The sequence below is a fragment of the Arthrobacter sp. DMZ02-1R genome, from assembly GCF_057747935.1.
Genome location: NZ_CM173230.1, coordinates 1,995,397 through 2,018,459, shown reverse-complemented (window position 1 = coordinate 2,018,459; position 23,063 = coordinate 1,995,397). Strand labels below are relative to the sequence as shown.

The 23,063-nt window shown below is 62.9% G+C and carries 25 protein-coding genes, 2 tRNA genes and 1 other RNA gene; 17 read left to right on the top strand and 11 right to left on the bottom strand.

All coding sequences use genetic code 11. The features are described from left to right. Positions 1 to 7: 7 nt before the first annotated feature. Both AC3ANQ_RS09925 and AC3ANQ_RS09920 read right to left on the bottom strand, forming a co-directional pair. Positions 8 to 295 carry a DUF6993 domain-containing protein gene (locus AC3ANQ_RS09925; RefSeq protein WP_488304910.1) on the bottom strand — a complete coding sequence of 96 codons (288 nt, stop codon included), beginning with the start codon at positions 293 to 295 and terminating at the stop codon, positions 8 to 10. A 338-nt stretch (positions 296 to 633) separates the two neighbouring features. Continuing rightward, a complete protein-coding gene (locus AC3ANQ_RS09920; protein ID WP_488304909.1) occupies positions 634 to 1,200 on the bottom strand; it encodes a single-stranded DNA-binding protein in 567 nt (188 codons plus the stop codon). A gap of 218 nt (positions 1,201 to 1,418) precedes the next feature. On the opposite strand from AC3ANQ_RS09920, the gene AC3ANQ_RS09915 reads away from it, so the two are divergent. From AC3ANQ_RS09915 to AC3ANQ_RS09885, 7 genes are all read left to right on the top strand, one after another. Beyond that, positions 1,419 to 1,491, top strand: a tRNA-Arg gene (locus AC3ANQ_RS09915). A 473-nt stretch (positions 1,492 to 1,964) separates the two neighbouring features. After that, positions 1,965 to 2,210 carry a hypothetical protein gene (locus AC3ANQ_RS09910; protein ID WP_488304908.1) on the top strand — a complete coding sequence of 82 codons (246 nt, stop codon included), beginning with the start codon at positions 1,965 to 1,967 and terminating at the stop codon, positions 2,208 to 2,210. 44 nt (positions 2,211 to 2,254) lie between these two features. Beyond that, a complete protein-coding gene (locus AC3ANQ_RS09905; RefSeq protein ID WP_488304907.1) occupies positions 2,255 to 2,698 on the top strand; it encodes a helix-turn-helix domain-containing protein in 444 nt (147 codons plus the stop codon). Beyond that, entirely contained in the window at positions 2,695 to 3,048 is a 354-nt protein-coding gene (locus AC3ANQ_RS09900; protein ID WP_488304906.1) for a HepT-like ribonuclease domain-containing protein, read from the top strand. The genes AC3ANQ_RS09905 and AC3ANQ_RS09900 overlap by 4 nt, the downstream gene beginning before the upstream one ends. Positions 3,049 to 3,155: 107 nt before the next feature. Beyond that, positions 3,156 to 3,278, top strand: a complete 123-nt coding sequence (locus AC3ANQ_RS09895) for a hypothetical protein (RefSeq protein WP_488304905.1) — start codon at positions 3,156 to 3,158, stop codon at positions 3,276 to 3,278. Between the two features lie 315 nt (positions 3,279 to 3,593). Then, positions 3,594 to 4,049 carry a hypothetical protein gene (locus AC3ANQ_RS09890; RefSeq protein ID WP_488304904.1) on the top strand — a complete coding sequence of 152 codons (456 nt, stop codon included), beginning with the start codon at positions 3,594 to 3,596 and terminating at the stop codon, positions 4,047 to 4,049. 210 nt (positions 4,050 to 4,259) lie between these two features. Next, the gene (locus tag AC3ANQ_RS09885; RefSeq protein ID WP_488304903.1) at positions 4,260 to 4,856 is read left to right on the top strand and encodes a GNAT family N-acetyltransferase; all 597 of its coding nucleotides are present in this window, start codon (positions 4,260 to 4,262) and stop codon (positions 4,854 to 4,856) included. Between the two features lie 34 nt (positions 4,857 to 4,890). On the opposite strand, the gene map is transcribed toward AC3ANQ_RS09885, so the two are convergent. Beyond that, a complete protein-coding gene (map, locus tag AC3ANQ_RS09880) occupies positions 4,891 to 5,658 on the bottom strand; it encodes a type I methionyl aminopeptidase (protein WP_488304902.1) in 768 nt (255 codons plus the stop codon). Between the two features lie 206 nt (positions 5,659 to 5,864). Here map and AC3ANQ_RS09875 point away from each other — a divergent pair, with 206 nt between their 5' ends. Beyond that, positions 5,865 to 6,542 carry a DNA alkylation repair protein gene (locus tag AC3ANQ_RS09875; RefSeq protein ID WP_488304901.1) on the top strand — a complete coding sequence of 226 codons (678 nt, stop codon included), beginning with the start codon at positions 5,865 to 5,867 and terminating at the stop codon, positions 6,540 to 6,542. A gap of 7 nt (positions 6,543 to 6,549) precedes the next feature. Here the strand turns inward: AC3ANQ_RS09875 and mptB (AC3ANQ_RS09870) are convergent, their stop codons facing one another. After that, on the bottom strand, positions 6,550 to 8,127 hold the full coding sequence (mptB, locus tag AC3ANQ_RS09870) for a polyprenol phosphomannose-dependent alpha 1,6 mannosyltransferase MptB (protein ID WP_488304900.1): 1,578 nt from the start codon (positions 8,125 to 8,127) through the stop codon (positions 6,550 to 6,552). Between the two features lie 336 nt (positions 8,128 to 8,463). Here mptB (AC3ANQ_RS09870) and AC3ANQ_RS09865 point away from each other — a divergent pair, with 336 nt between their 5' ends. After that, the gene (locus AC3ANQ_RS09865; RefSeq protein ID WP_488305295.1) at positions 8,464 to 9,777 is read left to right on the top strand and encodes a glycosyltransferase family 87 protein; all 1,314 of its coding nucleotides are present in this window, start codon (positions 8,464 to 8,466) and stop codon (positions 9,775 to 9,777) included. 49 nt (positions 9,778 to 9,826) lie between these two features. Then, complete coding sequence (locus AC3ANQ_RS09860) at positions 9,827 to 11,065, top strand: glycosyltransferase 87 family protein (RefSeq protein WP_488305294.1); 1,239 nt, start codon at positions 9,827 to 9,829, stop codon at positions 11,063 to 11,065. Here the strand turns inward: AC3ANQ_RS09860 and mptB (AC3ANQ_RS09855) are convergent. Beyond that, positions 11,049 to 12,623 carry a polyprenol phosphomannose-dependent alpha 1,6 mannosyltransferase MptB gene (gene mptB, locus AC3ANQ_RS09855; protein ID WP_488305293.1) on the bottom strand — a complete coding sequence of 525 codons (1,575 nt, stop codon included), beginning with the start codon at positions 12,621 to 12,623 and terminating at the stop codon, positions 11,049 to 11,051. The genes AC3ANQ_RS09860 and mptB (AC3ANQ_RS09855) overlap by 17 nt on opposite strands. A 202-nt stretch (positions 12,624 to 12,825) precedes the next feature. On the opposite strand from mptB (AC3ANQ_RS09855), the gene orn reads away from it, so the two are divergent. From orn to AC3ANQ_RS09835, 4 genes are all read left to right on the top strand, one after another. Continuing rightward, positions 12,826 to 13,452 (top strand): oligoribonuclease, encoded by a 627-nt coding sequence (orn, locus tag AC3ANQ_RS09850; RefSeq protein ID WP_488304899.1) that lies wholly within the window; start codon positions 12,826 to 12,828, stop codon positions 13,450 to 13,452. 131 nt (positions 13,453 to 13,583) lie between these two features. After that, positions 13,584 to 13,656, top strand: a tRNA-His gene (locus AC3ANQ_RS09845). A 130-nt stretch (positions 13,657 to 13,786) separates the two neighbouring features. After that, a complete protein-coding gene (gene def, locus AC3ANQ_RS09840) occupies positions 13,787 to 14,359 on the top strand; it encodes a peptide deformylase (RefSeq protein ID WP_488304898.1) in 573 nt (190 codons plus the stop codon). Between the two features lie 3 nt (positions 14,360 to 14,362). Beyond that, positions 14,363 to 15,229 (top strand): acyltransferase domain-containing protein, encoded by an 867-nt coding sequence (locus tag AC3ANQ_RS09835; RefSeq protein ID WP_488304897.1) that lies wholly within the window; start codon positions 14,363 to 14,365, stop codon positions 15,227 to 15,229. Here the strand turns inward: AC3ANQ_RS09835 and AC3ANQ_RS09830 are convergent. The 4 genes from AC3ANQ_RS09830 to rnpB all read right to left on the bottom strand — a co-directional run bounded on the left by AC3ANQ_RS09830 (position 15,213) and on the right by rnpB (position 18,580). Next, the gene (locus tag AC3ANQ_RS09830) at positions 15,213 to 16,013 is read right to left on the bottom strand and encodes an HNH endonuclease family protein (RefSeq protein ID WP_488304896.1); all 801 of its coding nucleotides are present in this window, start codon (positions 16,011 to 16,013) and stop codon (positions 15,213 to 15,215) included. The two genes, AC3ANQ_RS09835 and AC3ANQ_RS09830, sit on opposite strands and share 17 nt — an antisense overlap. 136 nt (positions 16,014 to 16,149) lie before the next feature. Beyond that, positions 16,150 to 16,359, bottom strand: coding sequence for a hypothetical protein (locus AC3ANQ_RS09825; RefSeq protein WP_488304895.1), 210 nt, complete (start codon positions 16,357 to 16,359; stop codon positions 16,150 to 16,152). A gap of 87 nt (positions 16,360 to 16,446) precedes the next feature. Beyond that, complete coding sequence (locus AC3ANQ_RS09820; protein WP_488304894.1) at positions 16,447 to 17,943, bottom strand: glyceraldehyde-3-phosphate dehydrogenase; 1,497 nt, start codon at positions 17,941 to 17,943, stop codon at positions 16,447 to 16,449. Between the two features lie 245 nt (positions 17,944 to 18,188). After that, positions 18,189 to 18,580: RNase P RNA component class A (rnpB, locus tag AC3ANQ_RS09815), an RNA gene on the bottom strand. 94 nt (positions 18,581 to 18,674) lie between these two features. Between rnpB and AC3ANQ_RS09810 the strand changes: the two genes are divergently transcribed. Further along, a complete protein-coding gene (locus AC3ANQ_RS09810; protein ID WP_488304893.1) occupies positions 18,675 to 19,439 on the top strand; it encodes a YaaA family protein in 765 nt (254 codons plus the stop codon). A 139-nt stretch (positions 19,440 to 19,578) separates the two neighbouring features. On the opposite strand, the gene AC3ANQ_RS09805 is transcribed toward AC3ANQ_RS09810, so the two are convergent. Together AC3ANQ_RS09805 and AC3ANQ_RS09800 are read right to left on the bottom strand one after the other, a co-directional pair. Further along, on the bottom strand, positions 19,579 to 20,316 hold the full coding sequence (locus tag AC3ANQ_RS09805) for a zinc ribbon domain-containing protein (protein ID WP_488304892.1): 738 nt from the start codon (positions 20,314 to 20,316) through the stop codon (positions 19,579 to 19,581). Between the two features lie 132 nt (positions 20,317 to 20,448). Next, positions 20,449 to 21,366 carry a Nif3-like dinuclear metal center hexameric protein gene (locus AC3ANQ_RS09800; RefSeq protein ID WP_488304891.1) on the bottom strand — a complete coding sequence of 306 codons (918 nt, stop codon included), beginning with the start codon at positions 21,364 to 21,366 and terminating at the stop codon, positions 20,449 to 20,451. A 146-nt stretch (positions 21,367 to 21,512) separates the two neighbouring features. Here AC3ANQ_RS09800 and msrA point away from each other — a divergent pair, with 146 nt between their 5' ends. After that, positions 21,513 to 22,037: a peptide-methionine (S)-S-oxide reductase MsrA gene (gene msrA, locus AC3ANQ_RS09795; protein WP_488304890.1), complete on the top strand. Its 525-nt coding sequence runs from the start codon at positions 21,513 to 21,515 to the stop codon at positions 22,035 to 22,037. A 75-nt stretch (positions 22,038 to 22,112) separates the two neighbouring features. Next, a complete protein-coding gene (cysK, locus tag AC3ANQ_RS09790; protein WP_265979905.1) occupies positions 22,113 to 23,048 on the top strand; it encodes a cysteine synthase A in 936 nt (311 codons plus the stop codon). The last annotated feature ends 15 nt before the right edge of the window (positions 23,049 to 23,063 follow it).

Below are 23,063 nucleotides of genomic sequence, written 5' to 3'. Positions count from 1 at the left end.
GGCCCTGTTAGCGGGAATCCCCGACGAAGCATTTTCCGCTGGCCAGCACGGGCAGGACGGACACCGATACCTGGCCGTCCCTGATCTCGCCCATGACACAGTCCTTGTCCAGCTTGGCGGCCGCCTCGATGGCATCGGCGTCCAGTCCCGTGGGCGTCTTGCTCGCGGACACCTCCAAAGTCGAGGCGGGAACGCCGGCGGAAACGAGTTGTGCTCGCAATGCCTCTTGTGCCGGTTTCGGCGTCGCCGCGGCCAGGGTCTTGAGCGCGGACTCCATGGTCTGCTTCAGGCTCACCGTGCTTGGGCTGAGCGAAGCCGAAGCCGAATGGATTCCAGCGCCGGGACTGGCGGTGGCCGGACCGGGGGTAGCCGGAACGGGGGTGGCTGGACTCGACGGGGAACGCGATGAAATTGGATTGCTTCCAGACACGACCGGAGCCGGTGCGGAACAGCCCGCCACCAGCCCGGCGACGAGTAGCGGCCCAGCAAGCAGCAAGCGTCGGCTTCCAGCGACGTGGCGGTGTCTTGATGGTCTTCGCGGCGTTCCCGTGCTCATCACCCGGCCATTCTGCCATGCGGCGCACTGTCTGCTGCGCCGCACGGCAATCCGCGGATGTCCACGGCATCATTCTTTCAAACGCCTGCGTCCACAAGTTCTCCGGTATCAGCATCAACAAGAACCGGCTCGTCGCCTTCTTCGGTTGGAAGAATGACTCCCCGCTCAGCTGCGCCACCCGCGTCCTCGTCGTCGTGCGGGCCGCCTTCACCGTCGTCCTCCGCAGCAGGCCACTGATTCTCGGGCTCCGCGTCCGGGGCAGCGGGCGTGATCTGCGGACTCGTGCCGCTTGTGGTCCGGATGAAGTTCGCCGAGCCCCACATGAGGTCGTGCCCCACTGATTCGGCAATGATCTCCGCAACGTGGTAGATCTTGCCGTCGCGTTCCCATTGCCTCAACTTGAGTTTGCCGACCACGATGATCCGCTGGCCCTTCTTGACGCTGCACCCAATATTTCCCGCGAGGTGCCTGAACGTTTGGACCGTGAACCAGTTGGTGTTCCCATCGATCCAGACATCGTTGGCACGGTCGAACCTGCGCTCCGTGGAGCCCAGGCGGAATGAGGCAGTCCCTGTTCCGCCCGGCGTCGTCGAGCTTCTGATTTCCGAGGCCACGAATCCCCGGACGGTGATGATGTCGTTCATGGTCTTGTCCTAACGTGAGTTGAAGTGCCTGGCTGGCTCTTTCAGCTTCTCGCCCTGCCCGGTTCTCCGGCAGTACCCAATTCCCGTATGTGCATAGCTACGCCGAATAGCCGACTGTGGAGGAAGAGTCACGCCTTTAGCCGACCTGACAACACAGGCAGCCGCCGCAATGTAAACTCTTGATGGCGCCTCAGCCACGTGCTGTGAAAGCGTCACCAGCCTCGGTAGCTCAGAGGATAGAGCAGGAGCCTTCTAATCTCTTGGTCGGGGGTTCGATTCCCTCCCGGGGCACGGTGAATGCCGCTAGTTCTAGCGGATTTTGAAGAGCACTATACGGACCGTCCGAAGGATTCGTGAGCTTAAGTTGAGCTTACGGATCCTTCGACGTCTAACGGGCACACCCCACTTGCTGGTCTCCGCGCTATCGCAAACAGAGGCTATTTCATGCCCGCGCCCCATCGAAGGCGCCCCATGCCTCCCATCGTGCCCAATAGCCTGTAGTCACTCCGCTCGGCGCTCGATACGCCCTTGAAGCAACCTCTGGCGGGACGCAAAGCCGCCATCACACAAGCGGAAAGCGGTGCCAGGCTGCCAACGGCGCAGCCCAAGGGAATAGGCGGCGGCACGAGGCAACAATCCCACCGCCGGATGGTCTCGGTCATCGGCGGGGCGATGCTGAGGCCCCAATGTGATCGCGGGTCCGTCATTCGAGTCGCCCTAGCCGAACGCCTCCTAAAAGGTCAGCCGCCGTCGCCTAGTTCCTCGTGTGCGCAACCAACTACAGTCTCTCCCGCTTCGGCGACACGCGCGGCCTCCCCGCCAACCTCTCCTACATGCAGATCCTCAACCGCCACCTCGAACAGCTCGTCCGCGAACGCCCGGCCGACCTCGACAGGATCCTCTCCTTCACGGACGAGCGCGGCATGGACCCGGACAGCAGCGAGGCCGTGGACGAACTCCGCGCGTGGCTGGACAGCGACAGCCCCCGCCTCGGCGACGGCTGGCTCTGAGCCAAGGATGGCCAGAGTCCTATATCACTTGATATAGTCTAGTCATGGATGAGGTTCGCAAGCTGCGCCTAGCGGCCGGGCTCACGCAGGCCGAGCTGGCGGCACACTCTGGCGTCGCCCAACCCAACATCGCCGCATACGAGAGCGGCCAACGCTCGCCCTCCCGCGCCATGCTGTCACGTCTGCAGCGCGCCGCCCGCCCGCGCCCCTCTTCTGTGCTCGCCGAGAAGCGCGGACAGATCATCGCCATCGCCAAAGAGTACAAGGCCGACAATGTACGAGTGTTCGGCTCGGTGGCCAGAGGGGACGATGTCTCTGGCAGCGACATCGACCTGCTGGTCAAACTCGCCCCGGATGCAACGATGTTCGACCTCGCCGAACTCACGGTCGCGCTCGAAGAGATAACCGGGGTCCACGTGGATGTAGTGTCCGAGGGCGGTCTGCGCCCCGGACCGAACCCGATCCGCGACGAAGCGGTGACCCTGTGACGGATCGGGAACGCGAGCGGATGGCCCGGAGCCTGCGAGACTTCCTGCGGTTCAGCCAGACAGCGGCCGAGGTCATTGTCGCCAAAGGCAAGGCGGCCTACGACTCCGACGAGGCCTTGCGGCTCGCCGCGGAATCCATCTTGCATAAACTCGGGGAAGCCGTGGCCCGCCTGCCTGACGAGTTCACTGCCGCCAACCCGCAGGTCCGATGGCGAGCCATGAAGGCGACCCGCAATCTCGTCGCCCACAACTACGACCAAGTGGACTACGAGATCCTATGGAACGCCCTCGCCAATCTGTTGCCGGATGAAGCCGAGCGGGTGCGCGGCATTCTGGACTCCATCGAATAATAGGCGGGTGGCCGTAGCTTCCGGCCCCGGCCCTGCGCGCCGCTGGCTCTGACCGCGGCGGAGATGGAACGCGGCTGAACTACCACCTCGAAACCGCCCCCGGCGGGGTGTTCGGCCGACTCGCCGATCCGCTGGTCAAGAAGGCTTACTCGCGGCAAATCCGCGCCGACCTCGCCGCCCTCGCCGGGATCCTCACCGAGCACAAGAAGAACGGGCCCGCCCCGGACTGAGACAACCTGCCACACGGAATCTGGTGGCCGCTGCTGAAAGCGGCGGCGGTACAACAGGATGGAAGCAATTGGCGACCTTGACCGAACCGTGCTTTTGAAGTGGAGGCTCCATGACGGCCAAAACATTCACGCGCGCAGCCAGATGGCAGTGGTGGGACTCCGCCGTGTGGTTCCTCGTTTGGATCTTACTGATTGTCCTGTCGGGTGGCTGGGCCTGCAGGAGAACTCCAGCGTGGCCTCGCTGTTGATGGCACCAGTGAATGCAGTTACCGGGGCGTTGAGCGGCGTTTTCATCGGGGTGGTCCTTGTGAAGCAATGGGAGAAGCGCCTTCAGGAGCAGGCGTCAAGGATTTCGAGCCCGGCGAACTGCGGATGGATGTGATCGGCCTCCTTACAGCAGTGCACGGCATCCGGGCAACCTTGGAGAGTGCGCGTGCCAGGAACGGCGACGACCGCAACGTGGCCGAGCAGCTAGCAGGACACGCGCACGGAATCCTCGCGTCGGCCTTCTTTATACGAGAAACCATCTGGGACAGCGGCAAGGGTCTGCTTGATGCAGTTGACCGCCCGTTGGGTGTGGCGGTCGATCCGGGAACACATCTTGTCTACGTGACCAACTTCACCGAATCCGTCAACGGCACAGTGTCAGTGATCGACGGGAGCCCGAACCCCACAAGCCGGGACCAATGCACTAAGGGTGGCTGGGTGAACTATCCACAGTTCAAGAACGAAGGGCAATGCGTCGCGTCCCTGTACCGTAACAACGGCTAGTCAACAAGCCTCGGGGGCGGACTGATCACAGAGAATCCCGCCCCCAAGCGCGCGGTCCCCCCACGCCACGCTCCCGTGCTTCCAACGTGGGCTTGGCGGTTCGGACACCATCGACGACCGTCGAGCCCATGCAACCCGACAACCGCTTCAGCCAACCGGCCGCCCGCTACCATCAATGCCTTCCCGCACACCGCGATCTACGCTGTTCCCATGGTCCCGAACGTCCCCGGCTCCGCCGCGATCACCACGTGCCCCGCGACCTGGCCCGACGTCGAAAAGCTCTTCGGCATCCGCGGCGAGCCCTCGCGCTGTTGGTGCCGGTGGTTCGCCCTCCCCGGTCAGGATTGGAAAACCACTCCCCCTGACGCGCGGAAAGAACAGCTCAAAGCCAAGTTCGACGACGGCGGCCCGGAACCAGGAGTTCTCGCGTTCCGCGGCGGTGAAGCAGTAGGCTGGTGCGCCGTCGAGCCGCGCGAGTGCTATCCGCGTATCGAAAGGTCCCAAGTCCTAAAAGCCGCAGGAGCAGGCGCGCACGAAGGCACTCGGGTTTGGTCGGTCAGTTGTTTCGTGGTGTCTCCCGACCACCGCCGGAGCGGTGTGGCCGCAGCGTTGCTGGCTGCCGCCGTCGGGCATGCCTTCGCCCACGGGGCCGGAATAGTTGAAGGCTACCCCGTGGATCCCTCGCTCCGACCGAAGGCCGGTTCGGCCGATCTCTACCAAGGGACGGTCAAGTTGTTCACGGCGGCGGGCTTCGCGACCGTTTCCACGGCCGTGCCCGGAAGGGCGGTCATGCGCCTGCTGCGCTGATTTCTTGCGGACAGGGTGCCGAGGCAAAAACGCCTTACGGCAGCGTCAAGACTACGGGGCCGGCTGCTGTGATCGCGACGGTGTGTTCGATGTGCGCCGCCCGGCGGCCGTTGGCAGAGCGCAGGGTCCATTGGTCATCATCGTGATAGTAGTCGTCGCTGCCACCCAGAATCAGCATCGGCTCAATGGCGATCACCAGACCCTCCGTGAGCTTCACCCCGCGGCCCGGCCTGCCGATGTTCGGCACGTTCGGTTCCGCATGCATGGTCCGGCCAATGCCGTGGCCCCCGTGATCGGCAAGGATCCCATAGCCACTCCGTTTGGCTTCCCCGCCAATGGCGTACGCAAGGTCGCCCATCTTGTTTCCAATCCGGGCGGCCTCGATTCCGCGGGCAAGGGCGGCATCTGTGGCATCGATCAACTCCTGGTCCACCGGATCCGGAGTGCCCACGATGAAGCTTATGGCTGCATCTCCGCACCAACCCTCCACGAATGCCCCGCAGTCGACGCTCAGGAGATCGCCGTCCTGCAGCACGTATCCGTCCGGAATGCCATGAACCACGGCGTCGTTGACGCTCGTGCAAATGACACCGGAGAAGGGCGTGGATGCCCACCGCGGCCGGTAATTCAGGAACGCCGGCTTGGCTCCCGCGGATTCAATGAAAGCGGCAGCAACATTGTCCAGTTCCTTGAGCGACACCCCAACTTCGGCTTGCGACCGAACCGCGGAAAGCGTGTTGGCAACCACCCGCCCGGCTTCACGCATGAGTGCAATCTCGTCTGGCGTCTTCACCATGGACAAAGCGGGCCTCCAAAGCACTAGGAAAAGGGGCCCGAGGCGGCCACCGGATGAACTCTTTCCACCCACTTTATGGGCGCCCCGGCGCGAGTCAACAGGTGGCGTGTTGACCCCGCTGCTCGAGCGGCCCGCCGCAGAGGAGCGAGGCGCCGCAGAGGAGCGAGGCGCCGCGAGGGTGTCCTTCCGCAAGACTGCCCTAGAGTCGCAGCATGGAACACGGAAGAATCGCCATCATCCGGGAACGCCTGCGTGCAGAAGCAGATCCAGAACGGGCGAAATCAGCACAGGCGTACATGAGGTCATCCATGCCCTCCCTCGGCGTCAGGGTTCCTGTGGTCCGCCGCATGGTTCTCACCACCGCAAAGGAACTGCCTTTCGGATCCTCGGTCGAACTGCGCGACGACGTCAGGCTGCTGTGGCGGGAGGCAACATGGCGGGAAGAACGCTACGCGGCCATCGATCTGACCTCGCTCAAGTCCGTGGCCGAGGATCTGGAGATGTTGCCGCTGTACGAAGAAATCATCCGGACAGGTGCGTGGTGGGACTTCGTTGACGGTGTCTCGGACCGCATTTGCGCCTTACTGCAGCACCACCGGAGCACCCTGACCCCGCTCTTGCGGAAGTGGGCGACCGACCCGGACTTCTGGGTCCGGCGCGCCGCCATCACCTCCCAACTCAAGGCAAAGTCGGCCACAGACAAGGAACTTCTCTCCACTGTGCTCGACGCCAATCTGGCCGACAAGGAATTCTTCATCCGGAAGGCAATCGGCTGGACGCTGCGGGAGTACGCCAAAACGGATCCTCAATGGGTGCGGGAGTACGTCGAAACCCGGCGGGCCGGCCTGAGCCAGCTGTCGCTTCGCGAGGCGATGAAACGCCTCGGCTGAATCCGGTTCAGGACTTCGGCTTGAGCTTGAGCTTCAAAGTCCCGCGGCGCGGGCGGAACAGCACATGGGTCTTCTCGTCGAAGAACACCAGATAGGCGATGAAGGAGACCGCGATGGCGATGGCCACTCCGCGCACCACCTCAATGGGGATCCATTGGAAGACGCTCAATTGGTCCGTCAGTGCGATAAGGGTGAAGAACGCCGTCAAATAGAAGACCGTCCGAAGCTGGGGCCCGTCCGCGATTCCCGTCACGGTAAAGAACACCAGCAACCAGACCATGTACCAGGGCTGAATCACCGGCGCCAGGACGACGACGGCGGCGAAGGCCCAGGCCATCCTGCGAAGCACTGTCTTGTTGAACCCAGGTTCGTCGTCGATCGGCGCGGGCATTCCGATTCCACGGCCCGGCGTGCGGACGGCAAGCCAGACGATAGCAAGCGCCGAGACCACCGTTCCGATGGTCTGGATGACATCCGTCACGGGGACGCCGGGACCGCCGAAAAGTCCGACGACGGAGCCTGCCGTATGGGCCAGCAGGCCCACTGGCGCGTACCAGATCCAGACGGCACCGGGAGTCTGCAGCGCACCGAGCCAACCGAATCCCAGGCCGTCTACGAAGCCTGCGGCGGCCAGTAGCCCTAGGGATAGGCCCAACGTGGCCGTCCAGCAGAACATCCTGCGGCCCCACCCGGCACGGGACCCGGCCCACACCAAGCCAGCAAAGGGCAACGCAATCAATGTAATTGGCTTGACGGCGATCGAAGCGGTGATCAGCACGATTCCGAGCACGGGCCGTTTGACCGAAATGTAGTACAGCCCGGCAACGGCCAGGCCCAACATCAAGGAGTCATTGTGCGCGCTCGCGATGAAGTTGATGAGGAGAACCGGGTTGAGAACCCCAAGCCAAAGCGCCCTGTCCGGGTTCACTCCATGGAGCGCGGCCAATCGGGGAACGTAGATGGTGAGCAGCAAGACCCCGCCGAGTGCCGCCAGCCTGAAGGGAATCAGGGCAAGTTCGGGGATGCCTGCGCTCACCCACACGGCTCCCTGTTCGATCCACAGCCAGAGCGGACCGTATGGCGTTGGAGCCTCGGTCCACATCTTGTCGGGTCCGAGCGAAAAGTAGTTACTCAGGGCGGAGATGCCGTTGGTGTAAGGATCCAGGCCCTGCTCCATCAGACGGCCCTGGCCGATGTAAGCATAAGCGTCCCTGCTGAACAGGGGCAGCGCGAGCGTCAGCGGCAGTGCCCACATCCACAATGCTCGCCGGAGGACAGGACGCGCGGAGGGGTTCCAGCCGCCGATCCGCTGGGCAATGCGCAGCCATGAGCGTAGGAGCAGGAGTGCGCCAAGGCAGAGCATCACAGTGCATAGAATCACCCCTGCCGGAGATGTCCTGGCCATGATGAAAAGTGGGGTGCGGATCAACGCACTGCTGCTGGCCAGCCAGCCGACACCTATCGACCCAGCCACCATGAGCAAAGACCCGATGAATCCTTGAAGGATCGCCGTCCTTGCCGCCTTGGCAATAACAGTGCCGTGCACCGGGGCGTTGGAGCCGCCAAGCGCCTCTGGATGAGTCAACGAACTCCTCACCTCACGCTCGCGAAACTTCGACGTCACCATCAAACAAAATCCTGTCCGGTTCCTTGCCGCATCCGGGCCAAGTGATAGTGCCGGCTGCCATGGATTATTGCAACTGTAGCATCGCCGCCCGCGGCATCCCGGGGCGCTCCGGACCCCGGGTCGGACCGCGAAAGTGGCCTGAGATAGGATGGACAGGGCTCTGGTTTGATGCCGAAGGCCCACAGGCACGCCGGTTCTGCATGAATTTCAGCGGAACCACTGTTGCTTGGAGCGGCTCCCGCCGCAACGGCTCGCGGCACCCTGTGACGATAACTACCTGACAAGGATCCTCCCATTTCCACGGACTCATTCTTCAGCGCGCTCACACGGTTCCGTCGTCGTGTTATTCCCTCTTCGTTGGAAACAAGGCTCAACTCCCCCAAGGGTCTGCTGGCGGGCTTCTGCGTTGTGCATTTGGTCTTCCTCGTGTTCGCTTTGATCGTCTCCCTGCGTGGCGAAGCTTTCAGCGACACGTTCATCTATCGGGACTGGACTGCTGCGGGGTTCCGGGATGAGAACCTCAGTGGCGGGCCCAGTCCGTGGGTCTACCCCGTCCTGGCCCTGATACCAATGGCGATCGCGGGTTTGGCTGGTCCAGGCCCGTTCTTCTTCCTGTGGGTGCTCATGATCACCGTGCTCGACGGCGTAGCTCTCGCCAAGCTCACGGGGTGGGGACGTCGTCGGGACGCCATCCCGGCAGCATGGTGGTGGCTGGTCTTCGTCTTCATCATGGGATGGCTGGGATTCGCCCGAGTGGATGGATTTACCGCACCCATCGTGCTGATCGCACTGGCCTACGGAGTGTCGCACCCCTTCATTGCCTCAACCCTTTTGAGCGTAGCCACCTGGATGAAGGTCTGGCCGGCCGCCGTCATGCTTTCCTTGTTCACCGTGGTCAAGCAGAGAACCCGTGTGATGGCGGCCGGGATTCTGACCAGCGCCCTGGTGGTCGGGCTCACGGCTGCCGTGGGCGCGTTGCCCAAGCTCTTCAACTTCCTCACCCAGCAGGGTGATCGTGGCATGCAACTGGAGGCCACTTTTACTACTCCTTGGTTGTGGCTCTCGGTCCTTCATGTGGGCAACTCCCGGATGTACATGAATACGGACATCAACTCGATGCAGGTGGATGGCCCCGGCACGCCCTTCATGTCACAACTGATGCAGCCCCTCCTTGTCTTGGCTGCGCTCCTGGTCGCTGCCTTGACTTTCTGGGCACTTCACAATGGCAAGCGAAGCGGCGGGGCTGACCGCACGGAGCTGTTGTTGGCCGGCTCCCTGACCATGGCCACGGCCTTCGTGGTATTCAACAAGGTCGGATCCCCGCAGTTCATGGTCTGGCTGGCACCAGCTGTCGCCGTCGGACTCGCGCATAGCTGGAAGGAATGGCGGGTCCCAGCGACGATGCTCATTGCGATTGCGGTGGCCACATACTTCATCTACCCCCTCTTCTACGATGCCCTCAGCCACAACAACCCTTGGATGGCCTCGGTTTTGACCGTCCGCAATGTCCTGCTGGTTGTGCTTTTCTGCTGGTCCGTCCGCCGGCTGTACCTTTTGGGAAAAAAAATTCCGGCCAACGAACCGGCCGCCGCTGCCAAGGAGTCCTGAGATTTCCGTTCGATTCTTTGACGGCTTGGCCCGCGTGCGCAACTCTGCCATGCCGCCTGCCGCCGTTGCATGGTTCAGCCGTCCTTCCAGCGTCTGGTGGGGTTTCGCAGCAGTCCATCTGTACTTCCTCGGCTGGATGGCAAGCTTTTTCGTCTCCGGGAACACCTTCAGCGACACCGAGCAGTACCGCCAGTGGGCAATGAACGGTTACAACCCCGCGGATCTCAACGGCATGATCAGCCCTTGGGTCTATCCAGTGCTCGCCCAGATTCCGATCTTCCTGGCCAACATCGCGGGCCCGGGCCCGTACTTGCTGGTCTGGACTCTGATTATCACCGCGCTCAACGCCGCCGGATTGTTCATCCTGACCCGCGGGCCGCGCCGGACAGCCGGCATTGCCCCGGCTTGGTGGTGGCTGTTCTTCACCGCCTTCATGGGTTACCTCAGCTTTGCCCGGGTGGAGGGCATCACCGCGCCCATCGTGCTGGTAGCCCTGCTGTATGCAGCCACGCGTCCTGTCGCCGCGGGGATCCTTCTCAGCGTTGCCACCTGGATCAAGGTCTGGCCAGCCGCCGTCCTGGTGCCGATCGTCATCGCGAGTGGCCGCAGGCTGCAGATCATCGCCTGCGGTGCCGCCGTGACAGCAGTCGTCGCGTTAGGTACTTACCTTTCGGGCGGGCTTCCGCACATCCTCGACTTCCTCACCAACCAGGGCGAGCGCGGCATGCAACTGGAGGCCACATTCTCAACTCCCTGGGTCTGGCTGAGCGTGCTCAACATCGGCGGCTCCAAAATCGCCGACAACGTCGCCATCAATTCCACGGAAGTGTATGGACCCGGCGCGAACGTAGCCGCATTCATGATGCAGCCCCTCCTGGTGCTCGCCGCCGTCGCGGGCTCAGCCCTGTTGGTTTGGGCGCTTCGACGCGGAGCCGAACCGGAAGAGCTGTTTCTTGAGGGGGCCCTCATGATGACCACCGCGTTCATCGTGTTCAACAAGGTGGGCTCGCCGCAATTCATCATCTGGCTGGCTCCGGTGGTTGTAGCCGGCCTGACCCACGACTGGAACCGGTGGCGTGTTCCTGCCGCCCTTCTCATGGGCATCGCCATGACGACGTTTGTGATCTATCCGCTGTTCTACACCCCGCTCATTCACGCCAACCCCGTGATGGCGGCAGTACTCACCACGCGTAATGTGCTTCTGGTAGTCCTGCTGTGGTGGTCCGTACAGCGGTCCCTCGAGCTAGGCCGTAAGTCCGGCGCGGCAACCGCTATTCGGGGCGCCTGAGTCTTCGCTCGAGCCTGCGGAGCAGTTCCATGGGAGTGGACCGGATCAGCAACTTGCGTGTGTGGACGTCCAGGACCATCAAGTAGATTGTGAATCCAACCGCCACCACGAAAGCCAGGGACGACACCTTCACGTTCATCTCCACAAAGGACAGCACTGAAATCTGGTCTTGCGCGCCGAAGGCCACGAAAAACGTAATGGCGACATACAGCGACTTGATCTGCCAGTCGTCCCTGATGCCTGTGACCGCGAGCAGCGGGATAAACCACAGGATGTACCACGGCTGGATGATGGGAGAAAGCATGACGACGGCGGCAAACGCCAGGGCCGCGCGCCGCACCAGCAGCGAATAGTCTCCACGGAACATCAGGACCACCACCATAGCCATTCCGGCCCACTTCATGAGTGTACGGAGCCCCGTGGCGACAGCTGGCCCTGGCAGGCCCAAAAGGTTCGCTGTCATCTCGAACTGCTGGCCCAGGAAACCGGAAGGCGAATACCCGGTGTAGCCGGGGGTGGGATCGAGGATGGCCCAGACCCACCCAAAACCAAGGTTGTAAGGGATTCCGCTCACAGCCAGCACGCCGAAGCTTATGGCCGCCGTCGCGCCCCAGAACAGGAACTTGCGGGTCCAGCTCGCGGCCGGGCCAGCCCACATGAGGCCGATGAAAGGCAGGAGAAGCACTGTGATCGGTTTGATTCCGATGGAAGCCGTGACCAGTAATAGACCGGTGATATGGCGGCCGGTGGCGGCAAAGTACATCCCTGCCACGGCCAGGCCCACCATCAAGGCATCGTTATGGGCGCTGGCTACGAAGCTGATGAGAAAGAGCGGATTCGCCACAGCGATCCATAGCGCACGGCCCGGATTGATCCCGTGCAGCTCGGCCAGCTTGGGAACGTACACCACGCAGAGCAGCACTCCCACCGTCGCCAAAACGCGAAAGAGCAAGACGGAAAAATCGGGCTGGGCGTCGGTGATGCCCACCACCCACCTCGCAAGCCACAGGAAATACGGTCCATAGGGGGTCTTGGCTTCAGCCCAGGCCGGGTCGGCACCAAGGGAAAACCAGTTGCTGAGCGAGGAAATACCGGCGGTGTAGGGGTTTTGGCCCTCCAAAACCAGCCTGCCTTGGCCTGTGTAGGCGTACACGTCCCGCGAATAGATGGGCACGGCGAACATCATTGGCGCGGCCCACGCCGCGACCGCCACGACCACCGATCTGAGCGAGCCTGGCCCCCAATCTTTGAGCCTTTGCCCTAGCCGCAACCAGGACCTGACCAAAAGCATGGCCCCGGCTGTCAGCAAGATGGTGGAGGTCGTAACGCCCCAGCCCTCAGTGCGCAGTGCGATGACAACCGGGTGCCTGAACATGGGGGACCCGTTGGCGATCCAGCCGGCGCCGATCGAACCGGCGAAGATCATGAGGGATCCGAAGAAACCCTCCCAGATGGCCACATAGGCCTTGACCTGGCTGGCGGTACCGGCACCCGTGCGCGCACTGTTCGGGGAATCGAGACCCGCGGCGATCGTCTCAGGGGGCATGGCTGGTTCCATTGCCTCATCCCGGCTGTTTGAGGTGCCCACGCCCGATCCGCCTGCCGTCATGATATTCCAGTCCCTACGCACATTGGTCCAGCTCATCGAGGCAGGCAATAGCCGCTCGACAACGGCCCAGTTTACCAGCCGGAGCACGCCTCAAAACCGGAATCGAGCGCCCCGCCACGCTTCCCATGCGCCCGAACGGTAGGCTGGGCGAGTGCCTATTACTAATGAACGCATCGTCTGGATCGACTGCGAGATGACCGGTCTTGACCTTGAAAACGACGCCCTGATCGAGGTAGCGGCCTTGGTCACAGATTCGGACCTCAACATCCTGGGTGATGGCGTGGACGTCGTCATCAAACCCGAAGACGCCGCTCTCGAGCAGATGAACGACTTCGTCCGCGACATGCATACCCGTTCAAAGCTCCTGGACGAACTCCCCCATGGCAAGACCATGGCCGAGGCCGAAGCAATCGTCCTTGAGTACATCGAGAAGTGGGTGCCCGACCCCAAGAAGGCACCGCTGGGCGGCAACTCGGTGGGAACAGACCGCATGTTCCTCGCGCGCGATATGCCTAACATCGTTGAACACCTTCACTATCGGGTCATCGACGTCAGCACCATCAAGGAACTCTCGCGCCGCTGGTTCCCCCGCGCCTATTTCCAGTCCCCCGCCAAACATGGTGGCCACCGTGCGCTCGGAGACATCAAGGACTCCATCGACGAACTGCGTTACTACCGCGAGGCAGTCTTCGTCCCGGCACCTGGACCAGATACAGCAACGGCACAGCGGATTTCCAAGCAGGTCACTGGCGGCCCGGAGACGCCCGCAAGTACGTGATCTGCGGCACCTTTTGGGGAAATTTCATCCAAAGGGTCAAAAGTGGCAAAACCATCCCGGAAGACGGGGTATAGTTTTTGTCGTTGCCTTCGCAGCTGACGGGTCATTCCGAAAGCGGTCAAAGGCGCATGGTGGGCGTAGCTCAGTTGGCAGAGCGCCTGGTTGTGGTCCAGGAGGTCGCGGGTTCAACCCCCGTCGCTCACCCTCATGAGATCGGTGCAGTTTGCCGATCGCAGCCAAAGGCCGTACTGGTTATCCAGTGCGGCCTTTGCTTTGTCCGGGCCGATTCCGGCCATCCAGTCTTCCAGACCCGAGAACCAGGGGAACACCTGACATGACCGTCCTGCCAGTCACCATCTGGGGCGAGCCCGTGCTCCACCGCCGGGCGAGCGAGGTCGAAGTGTTCGACGACGAACTGCGGACATTGATTGCCGACATGTTCGAGACGAACCAAGCCGCCAACGGCGTCGGACTGGCCGCACCCCAGGTGGGAGTCGGCAAACGGATCTTCATCTTCAAATACGCCAATGAAGACGACGCACCCGACGAAGGCGTCCTGGTGAACCCGGTTCTCACCCTCTCCAAGATCCCCGGCACCCTTCCGGATCCGGAGGAAGACGTAGAAGGCTGCTTGTCTTTCCCCGGAGAGCATTACCCCCTGCAGAGGGCTGAGTGGGCCCGCGTACAAGGGTTCGACGGCTACGGAAAACCGGTGGATTTCGTGGCGACAGGTTGGTTCGCCAGGGTCATGCAGCACGAATTCGACCATCTCGACGGCAAGCTCTATGTGAATCGCCTCGTCGACCGTTACGCCAAGAAGGCCCTGAAGCAAGCCAAGAAGAACGGCTGGGGAGTCCCCGGCCTGACCTGGATGCCGGGCGTCGATCCGGATCCCTTCGGGCACTGACTGATGAGCGGCATCGCGCAGGACGACCTGTTCAGGCTCCTCGACATCCACGGCGAGGACGCCTCCGCGTGCGCCGCCCTGCTGGCGTCACCGCCCGGAGACGGAACACGACGGGCTCTTACCGTCCTGGACGCCCGCCTGGGCGCCTTTCCCACGGAGTCCGCCTCGGCGGAGGGCTGCACGGAAACTGACTGGATCGAGGCGCTCCTCCGCTTTGGGCCCGTGGTCAACAGCCATCACCTTTCCCTCGGCATCCCGCGGGAATCTTCGGCCGCGATCCTCGCCGACGTGGGACTGAACCTTCGCATCAACCGACGGGTTCACGGACGCTTCGGCCTGGACACGTGGGCCTGGCTAACGCTGCACATGGCGGGAAACATCTTCCGGATCGGCCGCTTGCAGTTCCACCTTGTCCGCAACAACACGGCAGATCACACCGATGCAGACGATCAGTGGATGCTTGGCGTTCATATTCCCGAGGATGGAGGCCTCTCCCCTGCCCTCGTGGACGCGAGTTTCAACCACGCCCGGGAGTTCTTTGACCGCTACTTCCCGGACAAGGCCGTTGCCGTCGCGAGCTGCGACTCCTGGATGCTGGACCCCTATCTTGCCCGCAAACTGCCGGATAGCAACATCGCCGCATTTGCCCGCCGGTTCACCCTGGACCGCTGTTCTGATGCCCCGAGCGACGCCGTCTACTTCACCTTCCGGCACCGGGACATGGAAAGCCTTGCCGGGCTGCCCCGCGAGACCTCGCTCCAGCGCGTGGTCCTGGAGAGGATCGACGACGGCGGGGTCTGGCAACTTGGCCACGGCCGCTTGGTGCTTCCTCCGCCGCCCGGGAACCATGCCGCTACTCCATCGCCCTGATGGTCTGCTGGCCCGGGCACGAGTCCAGGACGCGCTTCATGGCGTCTTTCTCGGCTTGGGTGACCCAGAGCCGGTACGCCGCCTTCACGGAGATCTGCCGGGCCACGTAATGGCAACGAAAGCCCTTGTTCGCCGGTAGCCAGCTTGCGGCGTCGCTGGCACTCTTCTTCACGTTGGCGGCGCCGTCGACAGCAATGAGGTTAAGGGGATCATTGGCGAGGCTTTGACGTTGCTTCGCAGTGAGCTGTTGGGCACCCTTCTGCCAGGCGTCGCCGAGGGCGACCACATGGTCGATCTGCACGGCCGAGCTGCTTTCGGATCCCCTGCGGAAATGGATGTCCTGCCCGACGTAGGGCTCGCGGAGCTCTCCGGATGCAACCCTGCATTTGGAGCCTGCAGTGAACTCCACTGCAGTAAGATCTCGCCTCAGGATGTCGTTCCGGGTATCGCAACCGTTCCGGTCGACGTCGAGCCATGCCTGGCCGAATTCGCTGCGGTCGTAGTTGTCTTTGACGGCACGCCCCTTCACGGGCAGCGTCTCCAGCGCATCGACGGCTGAATCGACGGGGACTGGCTGTACGGGTTCCACCGGCTTCATCCAGGAAGGGTCGACGACGGGCGCTTCCGTGGGTCCATTCCCCGGAGACTCAGCAACGGCGAACTGGCCATCGGTGAAGAACCATGCAACGCCGCCAAGTGCACCCGCGATCAAGACAATCAGCAGCACCCAGGCCTGACGGGACTGGCGGCGGGCACGTCGATATGCAGCCCAAGTGGCGCTCAAGGGATGGGTTCCTTTCGAGGAGGAATACGTCCCTTGAGACTAGGTCAGGGCACCGACCACCGGCCCCGATATCCACAGTGTGGAGGACAAGTCACTGCCTCGGAACAATCTCAGCGCAGGCAACACGAGCAGTCGGTTATTGCTCCCTGGTGACCCGTTTCAGGTCCTCGGCCGCGAGCTGAAGAAGTGACTCCAGTTGGACAACGCGGTCCTCGGCGATATCCCCCGCCGCGAATGCCACCTTGGCTTCGTCGAGCAGGCGCTGGGCTTCCTTGAAGTTGGCGCGCGCCACGTCCAGTGCGTGTTCCAGGGTTGTGTCATGTTCCAGAATCTTTTCGCGTTCCATGCGTCCATTCTGGTCAGGTTTCCCGGCTGATACCAGCGCATCAGCCGGGAAACCCTGTGTGTCTTTTCTGGCCTAGACCGGAAGCTGCTAGACGACGGCGGGCTCCAACGACTTGTTGGGCTCCACCTCAACGGCGACGCTGCGCGCTGGGAACGACGGCGGGTTCACGCCGGCCATTTCTTCCATGACGCGCACTACCTGGCAGGAGTAGCCGAATTCGTTGTCGTACCAGACGTACACTACGAGGTTCTTGTCATTGGCGATCGTGGCCAGACCGTCCACGATGCCGGCACGGCGCGAGCCGACGAAGTCGGTGGAGACAACCTCGGGAGAGTCGATGAAGTCGATCTGCTTCCGCAGCTCGGAGTGCAGCGACATCTCACGAAGGTAGTTGTTGACCTCGTCCTTCGTGGTTCCCGTTTCCAGGTTGAGGTTCAGGATGGCCATCGAAACATCCGGGGTAGGAACGCGGATCGCGTTGCCGGTCAGCGTGCCCTGCAGTTCCGGAAGGGCCTTTGCCACGGCCTTGGCCGCGCCGGTTTCGGTGATGACCATGTTGAGTGCGGCCGAACGTCCGCGGCGATCGCCCTTGTGGAAGTTGTCGATCAGGTTCTGGTCGTTCGTGAACGAGTGAACGGTTTCCACATGGCCGTGGATGACGCCGAACTTGTCGTTGAGTGCCTTCAGCACCGGGGTGATGGCGTTCGTGGTGCAGGAGGCTGCGGTCACGATCTTGTCAGAGTCCTCGATGGAGGAGTGGTTGATGCCGTGGACGATGTTCTTGAGATCGCCCTTGCCCGGGGCCGTGAGCAGGACGCGCGCGACGCCCTTGCTCTGGAGGTGCTGGGAGAGGCCTTCGGCGTCGCGCCAGCGGCCCGTGTTGTCGACCACCAGGGCATCCGTGATGCCGTACGCCGTGTAGTCAACAGTGGAGGGGTTGTCCGAGTAGATTACCTGGATCTGGACGCCGTTGGCCGTGATGGTGTTGGCTGCCTCGTCCACGCGGATGGTGCCTTCGAAGGAACCGTGCACGGAGTCGCGCCGCAACAGGCTGGCCCGCTTGACGAGGTCATTCTCGGCGCCCTTGCGGACCACGATCGCGCGCAGGCGCAGTCCGTGGCCGCCACCGGCCTTTTCGATCAGGAGGCGGGCCAGGAGCCGGCCGATGCGGCCGAATCCGTAGAGGACGACGTCGGTGCTGGTCCGGTCGTCCGCGCCGCGGCGTCCAACAACCTCGGCGAGTTCTGCGCGGAGGAAGTCCTCCAGCGGCGCACCCGGAGCCTCGGCCTTGTACTTCTCATTCAGGCGGGCGATGTCGATCGCAGCGGCCCCGAGTTCAAGCTCGGCAAGGGTATTCAGCAGCGGCGCGGTTTCCTCGAGCAGGAGTTCGTCCTTGCTCATCCGGCGCGCAAACCGGTGGGCTTTCAGGATGTTCATCGACGACTTGTTGATGAGGCTGCGCCCATGAATGCTCGTGACCACGTTGTTTTCACGGTACAGCCGGCCGATCACCGGAATCATGGCCTCGGCCAGCGCTTCGCGGCCCATCCACGTATCAAGACAAGAATCTGATGACTGGCTCACAGAACTACCTTCCTAGGGTCAGCTACATACGTCCTCGTACGTAGATGGCGGCCGCCCGGAGTAATCCTGCGGCACTGGCATCGGCGGGACTTCGGTCTGCCCGGACACCTCGAACGTTGCAAAGAAAAACCGCCGGCTGCGAACGCAGAACCGGCGGTGGAACTTCTACGTTCAGTGTCCATTCTAAGGTCTGACACGGGAAGCTTTGGCAGCCGGGACGCGTGAATTCACTCACACGCGGCTGAGGGATGGGTTGACCGATACGCCGGGTTCTGTCCTCCCCCGCCGTTGCCGGCGAAAGAGTGGCGGCCATCCATCTACGAACGCCGTTGCCGACGCCCTCCAGCAGCCTACCCGGACACTCGGGCGAGCAGCCCTCGATCGTGCCCTGTCTGGCCTTGCTCCGGGTGGGGTTTACCTAGCCTCCCTGGTCACCCAGGGAGCTGGTGGTCTCTTACACCACCGTTTCACCCTTACCTGCTAGCGGCTTGTGCAGGCACAAACAGCTGCCGGCGGTCTGTTCTCTGTGGCACTGGCCTGCGGGTTACCCCGAGTGGGCGTTACCCACCACCCTGCCCTGTGGAGCCCGGACGTTCCTCGAGCCACTCACGTGGCGCGCGGCCGCCTGGTCAACCCATCCGCCCTACAGTCTACCGGCGTCGGGCCCTCTGCACTGCCGGACTGTGCTGACCCGACACAGGTGCACCCGGCATTACCGCTAATATCGACAAGTGCTGATTCTCCTGCCGCCTTCCGAAGGCAAGACCCCCGCTGTCAAGGGCCCCGCCGTCGAATGGGAGTCCCTGAGTTTTCCGGAACTCAACAGCTACCGGGCCAAAGTGTTCGACGCCCTGGGCTTGGTCAGCGCGCACGAGGACGCCCTCACCTTGTTGGGCGTGGGCGCGTCGTTGAAGGACGACGTCGAACGCAATACCCGGTTGCACGAAGAACCGGCCGCGCCCGCCCACCAAGTGTATTCAGGAGTTCTCTACGACGCTCTTGGGTACAAGACCCTGACGCCTGCGCAGCGCCGCAAAGCGGCGGAGTCGATCCTCGTGGTGTCCGCCCTGTGGGGTGCCATTGGCTTCGGCGACCGCGTGCCCGCCTACCGCTTGTCCATGGGAACCGCATTGCCCGACGTCGGACGCCTCGCCTCATTCTGGAAGCCGCAGCTCACGCAGGCCCTTGCTTCCAGGGTGGAGGGCGAGCTGCTGGTGGACTGCCGTTCCAGCACCTACGCCGCGGCGTGGGCTCCGCCCGCGGAGCAAACCGTCTCCGTCAACGTCTTTTCCGAGACGAACGGCAAGCGCACCGTCGTCAGCCACTTCGCCAAGCACACCCGCGGCGAACTGGCCCGGCATCTGCTGAGCCGTCGAGGCAAGGCTCCGGCAACCCCGGAACTGCTGCTCAAGGCCACTTCGGAAATCTGGACCGCGGAATTAACGGAAGGCACGGCCCGCAAGCCGCACACCCTCAGCATCATCCTGCCCAACTAATCCCCACCGCCACCCTCGCCTCGCAAGTCCCCACCGGCTCCCAGCCTTCGCAAGCTCAGGCAGGGACCCTCGCCGATGGGGCCCCACGGCCAGGGAACCCTGGCGGCGTGGGCCCAGGCAACAGGCGCAGGGAAGCCCTCTAGTTCCATTCGGCGGAGCGCACCAGGATGCAGCCGGAATCGGGGCAGAAGACAATCTCATCCTCGGCGGCGGCCTTGACCTCGGCAAGATCGCCGGGGCTGAGCATCATCCCTGAGCCTTCGGACTTGCCGTGGAACAGCCTGGCGGCCCCGACGCCGCGCTTGGCGAGGGTCTTTTCGTAGATAGCCAGCATCCCGGCGTCGAGCCTTTCGGCGAAACCGGACCGCTGCGCGCGCACATCAGTCTCCTCGGCGACGATCTCGGCGATCGCGGCGTCCAGCTCTGCACGGATTCCGGAGAAGGAACCTTGGATGTCATCAACGATCTGCTGTTGGGCGACTTGGCGCTCCCTCAGTCCGTCCAGGCGTTCGAGGATTTCCAGTTCGACGTCCTCAAGGTCGGAGCGACGCTTATTCAGTGATGCGATATCGCTCTGCAACGCAACGAGATCCTTGGAGAGGCCGGTGCCGCTGTTCAGCCTGGCTTCGTCCCGCTCAATGCGGCCAGCGACTTGCTCGACGTCGGTCTCCGCCCGCCTCAACTCGGCTTCGGCGTCGTGGACGGCGAGCTTCGCGGTCCCGAGTGCCCCGTTGGCCACACTGAGGGCGTCCTGAAGATCGGTGATGCGGGGGTCGCTCTCGAGAGTGCGGCGGCGGTTGGCCAAGGATTTGAGCTTCGCGTCCAACCCCTGCAGTTCGAGCAATTTCAACTGTTCCGCCGGTGCTGCCTTGGCCACGCTTACCTCCGCTTGATCGTGCCGGGGAAGATATCCATTCCCGGCCAGGCTCTCAGGCCTGCTTGTCTCGACTCTAGCGCCTAGCGTGCTCCCCTGCCTCGCTATGGTCACCGGGCTCCTCGCACGCCAGGCTTAGCCGGGAGTCAGAATGAAGTCCCAGGGATCGCTATTGGTGGAAGCGACCCGGATCTCGACGTCGTGCCCTTGGTCCGCGAGCACGTTGCCGAGCGCCTCGGCCGCGGCGGGCAGCCATAGCCACTCGCTCGCGAAATGGGATACGTCAATAAGGTACGGCCTGCCGTCAACAGCAGCTTCGCGCGCTTCCGACGCCGGGTGGTGGCGCATATCCGCGGTGACGTAGATGTCAGCTTGGCTCGCCCGGACGGCATCGAACAGACTGTCGCCAGCGCCGCCACATACAGCAACACGCCGTACCAATCCGTCCTTGTCCCCGGCTACACGCACTCCCCCGGCTACCGAAGGCAGAATCTCGAAAACGCGCGCCGCAAAATCGCCGAGGGTCATGAGTTCCGGAAGATCCCCGACCCGGCCGATGCCCTCTTCCGGCAGGCCGTGGGCAGCAGGGGCCAGCGGGACAACATTGTCCAGTCCGAACGCGTCCGCGAGAACATCCGAAACACCTCCGACCGCGGAATCTCCGTTGGTGTGCACGGTCAGCAGGCCGGTACCTGACTCGATGAGCCGGTGGACAGCGAGGCCCTTGGCGCTCGTCGCAGCCACCGAGGTGACGCCCTTAAGCAGCAAAGGATGGTGCGTGACGAGGAGCTCGGCACCCCATTCAATGGCTTCGTCAATGGCGGCGAGGGTGGGATCCACGGCGAACAAGACCTTGGTGACGGTCGCAGTCGGCCGCCCGACCACCAGGCCCACCTCGTCCCAGTCCTCGGCGAGGGACTCAGGCCAGAGTTCCTCGACAGCCAGCAAGACCTGACCAAGCGTGGGGGTACTGGTTCCTGAAGTTCCGGCTGCACCGTCTTCCGGCTCTTCCCCGGATCCTGTATCTGCAACCGCGGTGTTCACAGCTTCCATGCACTACATTCTTGCGCATCCGGTGGCCATGACGCGCTTACGGCAACCGAACTATCTGAGATTGCTGCCGGTAGCGGGGTCTCCGCCGTCACACTCCCGTAAGGTTGTGCGGGAATCATCCAGGACTCCCGGCCATTGAAGAGATCATGAAAACTTTTGTACTTGGCGGAGGCTGCTTCTGGTGCCTCGATGCCGTCTACCAGAAGACCAAAGGCGTCAGTTCCGTGGTTTCCGGTTACACGGGAGGGCACATCCGCAACCCCGACTACTACGATGTCTGCTCCGGCATGACGGGCCACGCAGAGGTTGTAGCAGTGACTTTCGATGAGGACGTTATCCCGGAGGAAGTCATCCTGGACATGTTCTTTGCACTGCACGATCCCACCACGCTCAACCGCCAAGGCTACGACGTCGGGACCCAGTACCGTTCCTCGATGTTCTACACCACCACGGAAGAGAAGATCCTTTTCGAAGAAGCCATCCTTCGGAACCAGGAACTGTGGTCCAAGCCGATTGTGACCGAGGTCAGCAGGCTGCCGGAATTCTATGAGGCCGAGTCCATCCACCAGGACTACTACGCCAAATTCGCGGAGCAGGGCTATTGTCAGGTGATCATCAACCCCAAACTCGCCAAGGCCCGGAAATATTACTCTTCGTGGCTCCGCGCGTAGCAGCGTGTTACACCGCTCGTTAGGCTGACCTCAGCAGTAGCTATTTCAGCGAATCCAGAGAATAGGCATGATTACATGGCACGGATCTACGACGACGTCACCCAGCTGATCGGCGGAACCCCCTTGGTCCGCTTGAACCGGCTCACCGAAGGCTTGGAAGCCACGGTTGCAGTGAAGCTGGAGTTCTACAACCCCGCCAATAGCGTCAAGGACCGTATCGGCGTCGCAATCGTCGACGCTGCCGAGAAATCCGGCGCGCTGAAGCCGGGTGGCACCATCGTTGAGGGGACCTCCGGCAATACCGGCATCGCACTGGCCCTGGTCGGCGCGGCACGCGGCTACAAGGTCATCCTCACAATGCCGGAAACCATGTCCACCGAGCGCCGCGTCATGCTGCGCGCCTACGGTGCCGAGATCGTCCTGACCCCCGGCTCGGAAGGCATGCGCGGCGCGGTCGAAAAGGCACAGGAGATCGTGGCCAACACGGAGAACTCCGTCTGGGCCCAGCAGTTCGCCAACGAGGCAAACCCGGAGATTCACCGCACCACTACGGCCGAAGAAATCTGGGCAGACACCGACGGCGGAGTGGACATCTTCGTCGGCGGCGTCGGCACGGGCGGTACCATCACCGGCGTCGGGCAGGTCCTGAAGGAGCGCAAGCCGGAAATCCAGATCGTGGCCGTCGAGCCGAAGGACTCCCCCATCCTGAACGGCGGAGCCCCCGGCCCGCACAAGATCCAGGGACTTGGCGCGAACTTCATTCCGGAAATCCTGGACACCAACGTCTACGACGAGGTTCTCGACGCAACCTTGGAGGACTCCGTAGCCACCGCTCGCGCCCTCGGCACCAAGGAAGGAATCCTCGGCGGCATCTCGGCCGGCGCAGCCGTCTGGGGTGCCCTGGAGCTCGCCAAGCGCCCGGAGAACAAGGACAAGCTCATCGTGGCAATCGTCCCCGACTTCGGCGAACGTTACATCTCCACCGTGCTTTTTGACGATATTCGCGGCTGATTGCAGACCCTGCGC

Bases quoted from the DNA above. Each gene is read 5' to 3' on its own strand.
- AC3ANQ_RS09825 (WP_488304895.1), bottom strand. From the start codon at position 16,359: ATGGAACGCGAAAAGATTCTGGAACATGACACAACCCTGGAACACGCA.
- msrA (WP_488304890.1), top strand. From the start codon at position 21,513: ATGAAAACTTTTGTACTTGGCGGAGGCTGCTTCTGGTGCCTCGATGCC.
- def (WP_488304898.1), top strand. From the start codon at position 13,787: ATGACCGTCCTGCCAGTCACCATCTGGGGCGAGCCCGTGCTCCACCGC.
- AC3ANQ_RS09885 (WP_488304903.1), top strand. From the start codon at position 4,260: ATGGTCCCGAACGTCCCCGGCTCCGCCGCGATCACCACGTGCCCCGCG.
- AC3ANQ_RS09860 (WP_488305294.1), top strand. From the start codon at position 9,827: ATGCCGCCTGCCGCCGTTGCATGGTTCAGCCGTCCTTCCAGCGTCTGG.
- cysK (WP_265979905.1), top strand. From the start codon at position 22,113: ATGGCACGGATCTACGACGACGTCACCCAGCTGATCGGCGGAACCCCC.
- AC3ANQ_RS09920 (WP_488304909.1), bottom strand. From the start codon at position 1,200: ATGAACGACATCATCACCGTCCGGGGATTCGTGGCCTCGGAAATCAGA.
- AC3ANQ_RS09835 (WP_488304897.1), top strand. From the start codon at position 14,363: ATGAGCGGCATCGCGCAGGACGACCTGTTCAGGCTCCTCGACATCCAC.
- AC3ANQ_RS09905 (WP_488304907.1), top strand. From the start codon at position 2,255: ATGGATGAGGTTCGCAAGCTGCGCCTAGCGGCCGGGCTCACGCAGGCC.
- AC3ANQ_RS09800 (WP_488304891.1), bottom strand. From the start codon at position 21,366: ATGGAAGCTGTGAACACCGCGGTTGCAGATACAGGATCCGGGGAAGAG.
- AC3ANQ_RS09875 (WP_488304901.1), top strand. From the start codon at position 5,865: ATGGAACACGGAAGAATCGCCATCATCCGGGAACGCCTGCGTGCAGAA.
- AC3ANQ_RS09890 (WP_488304904.1), top strand. From the start codon at position 3,594: ATGGGAGAAGCGCCTTCAGGAGCAGGCGTCAAGGATTTCGAGCCCGGC.
- mptB (WP_488305293.1), bottom strand. From the start codon at position 12,623: ATGGAACCAGCCATGCCCCCTGAGACGATCGCCGCGGGTCTCGATTCC.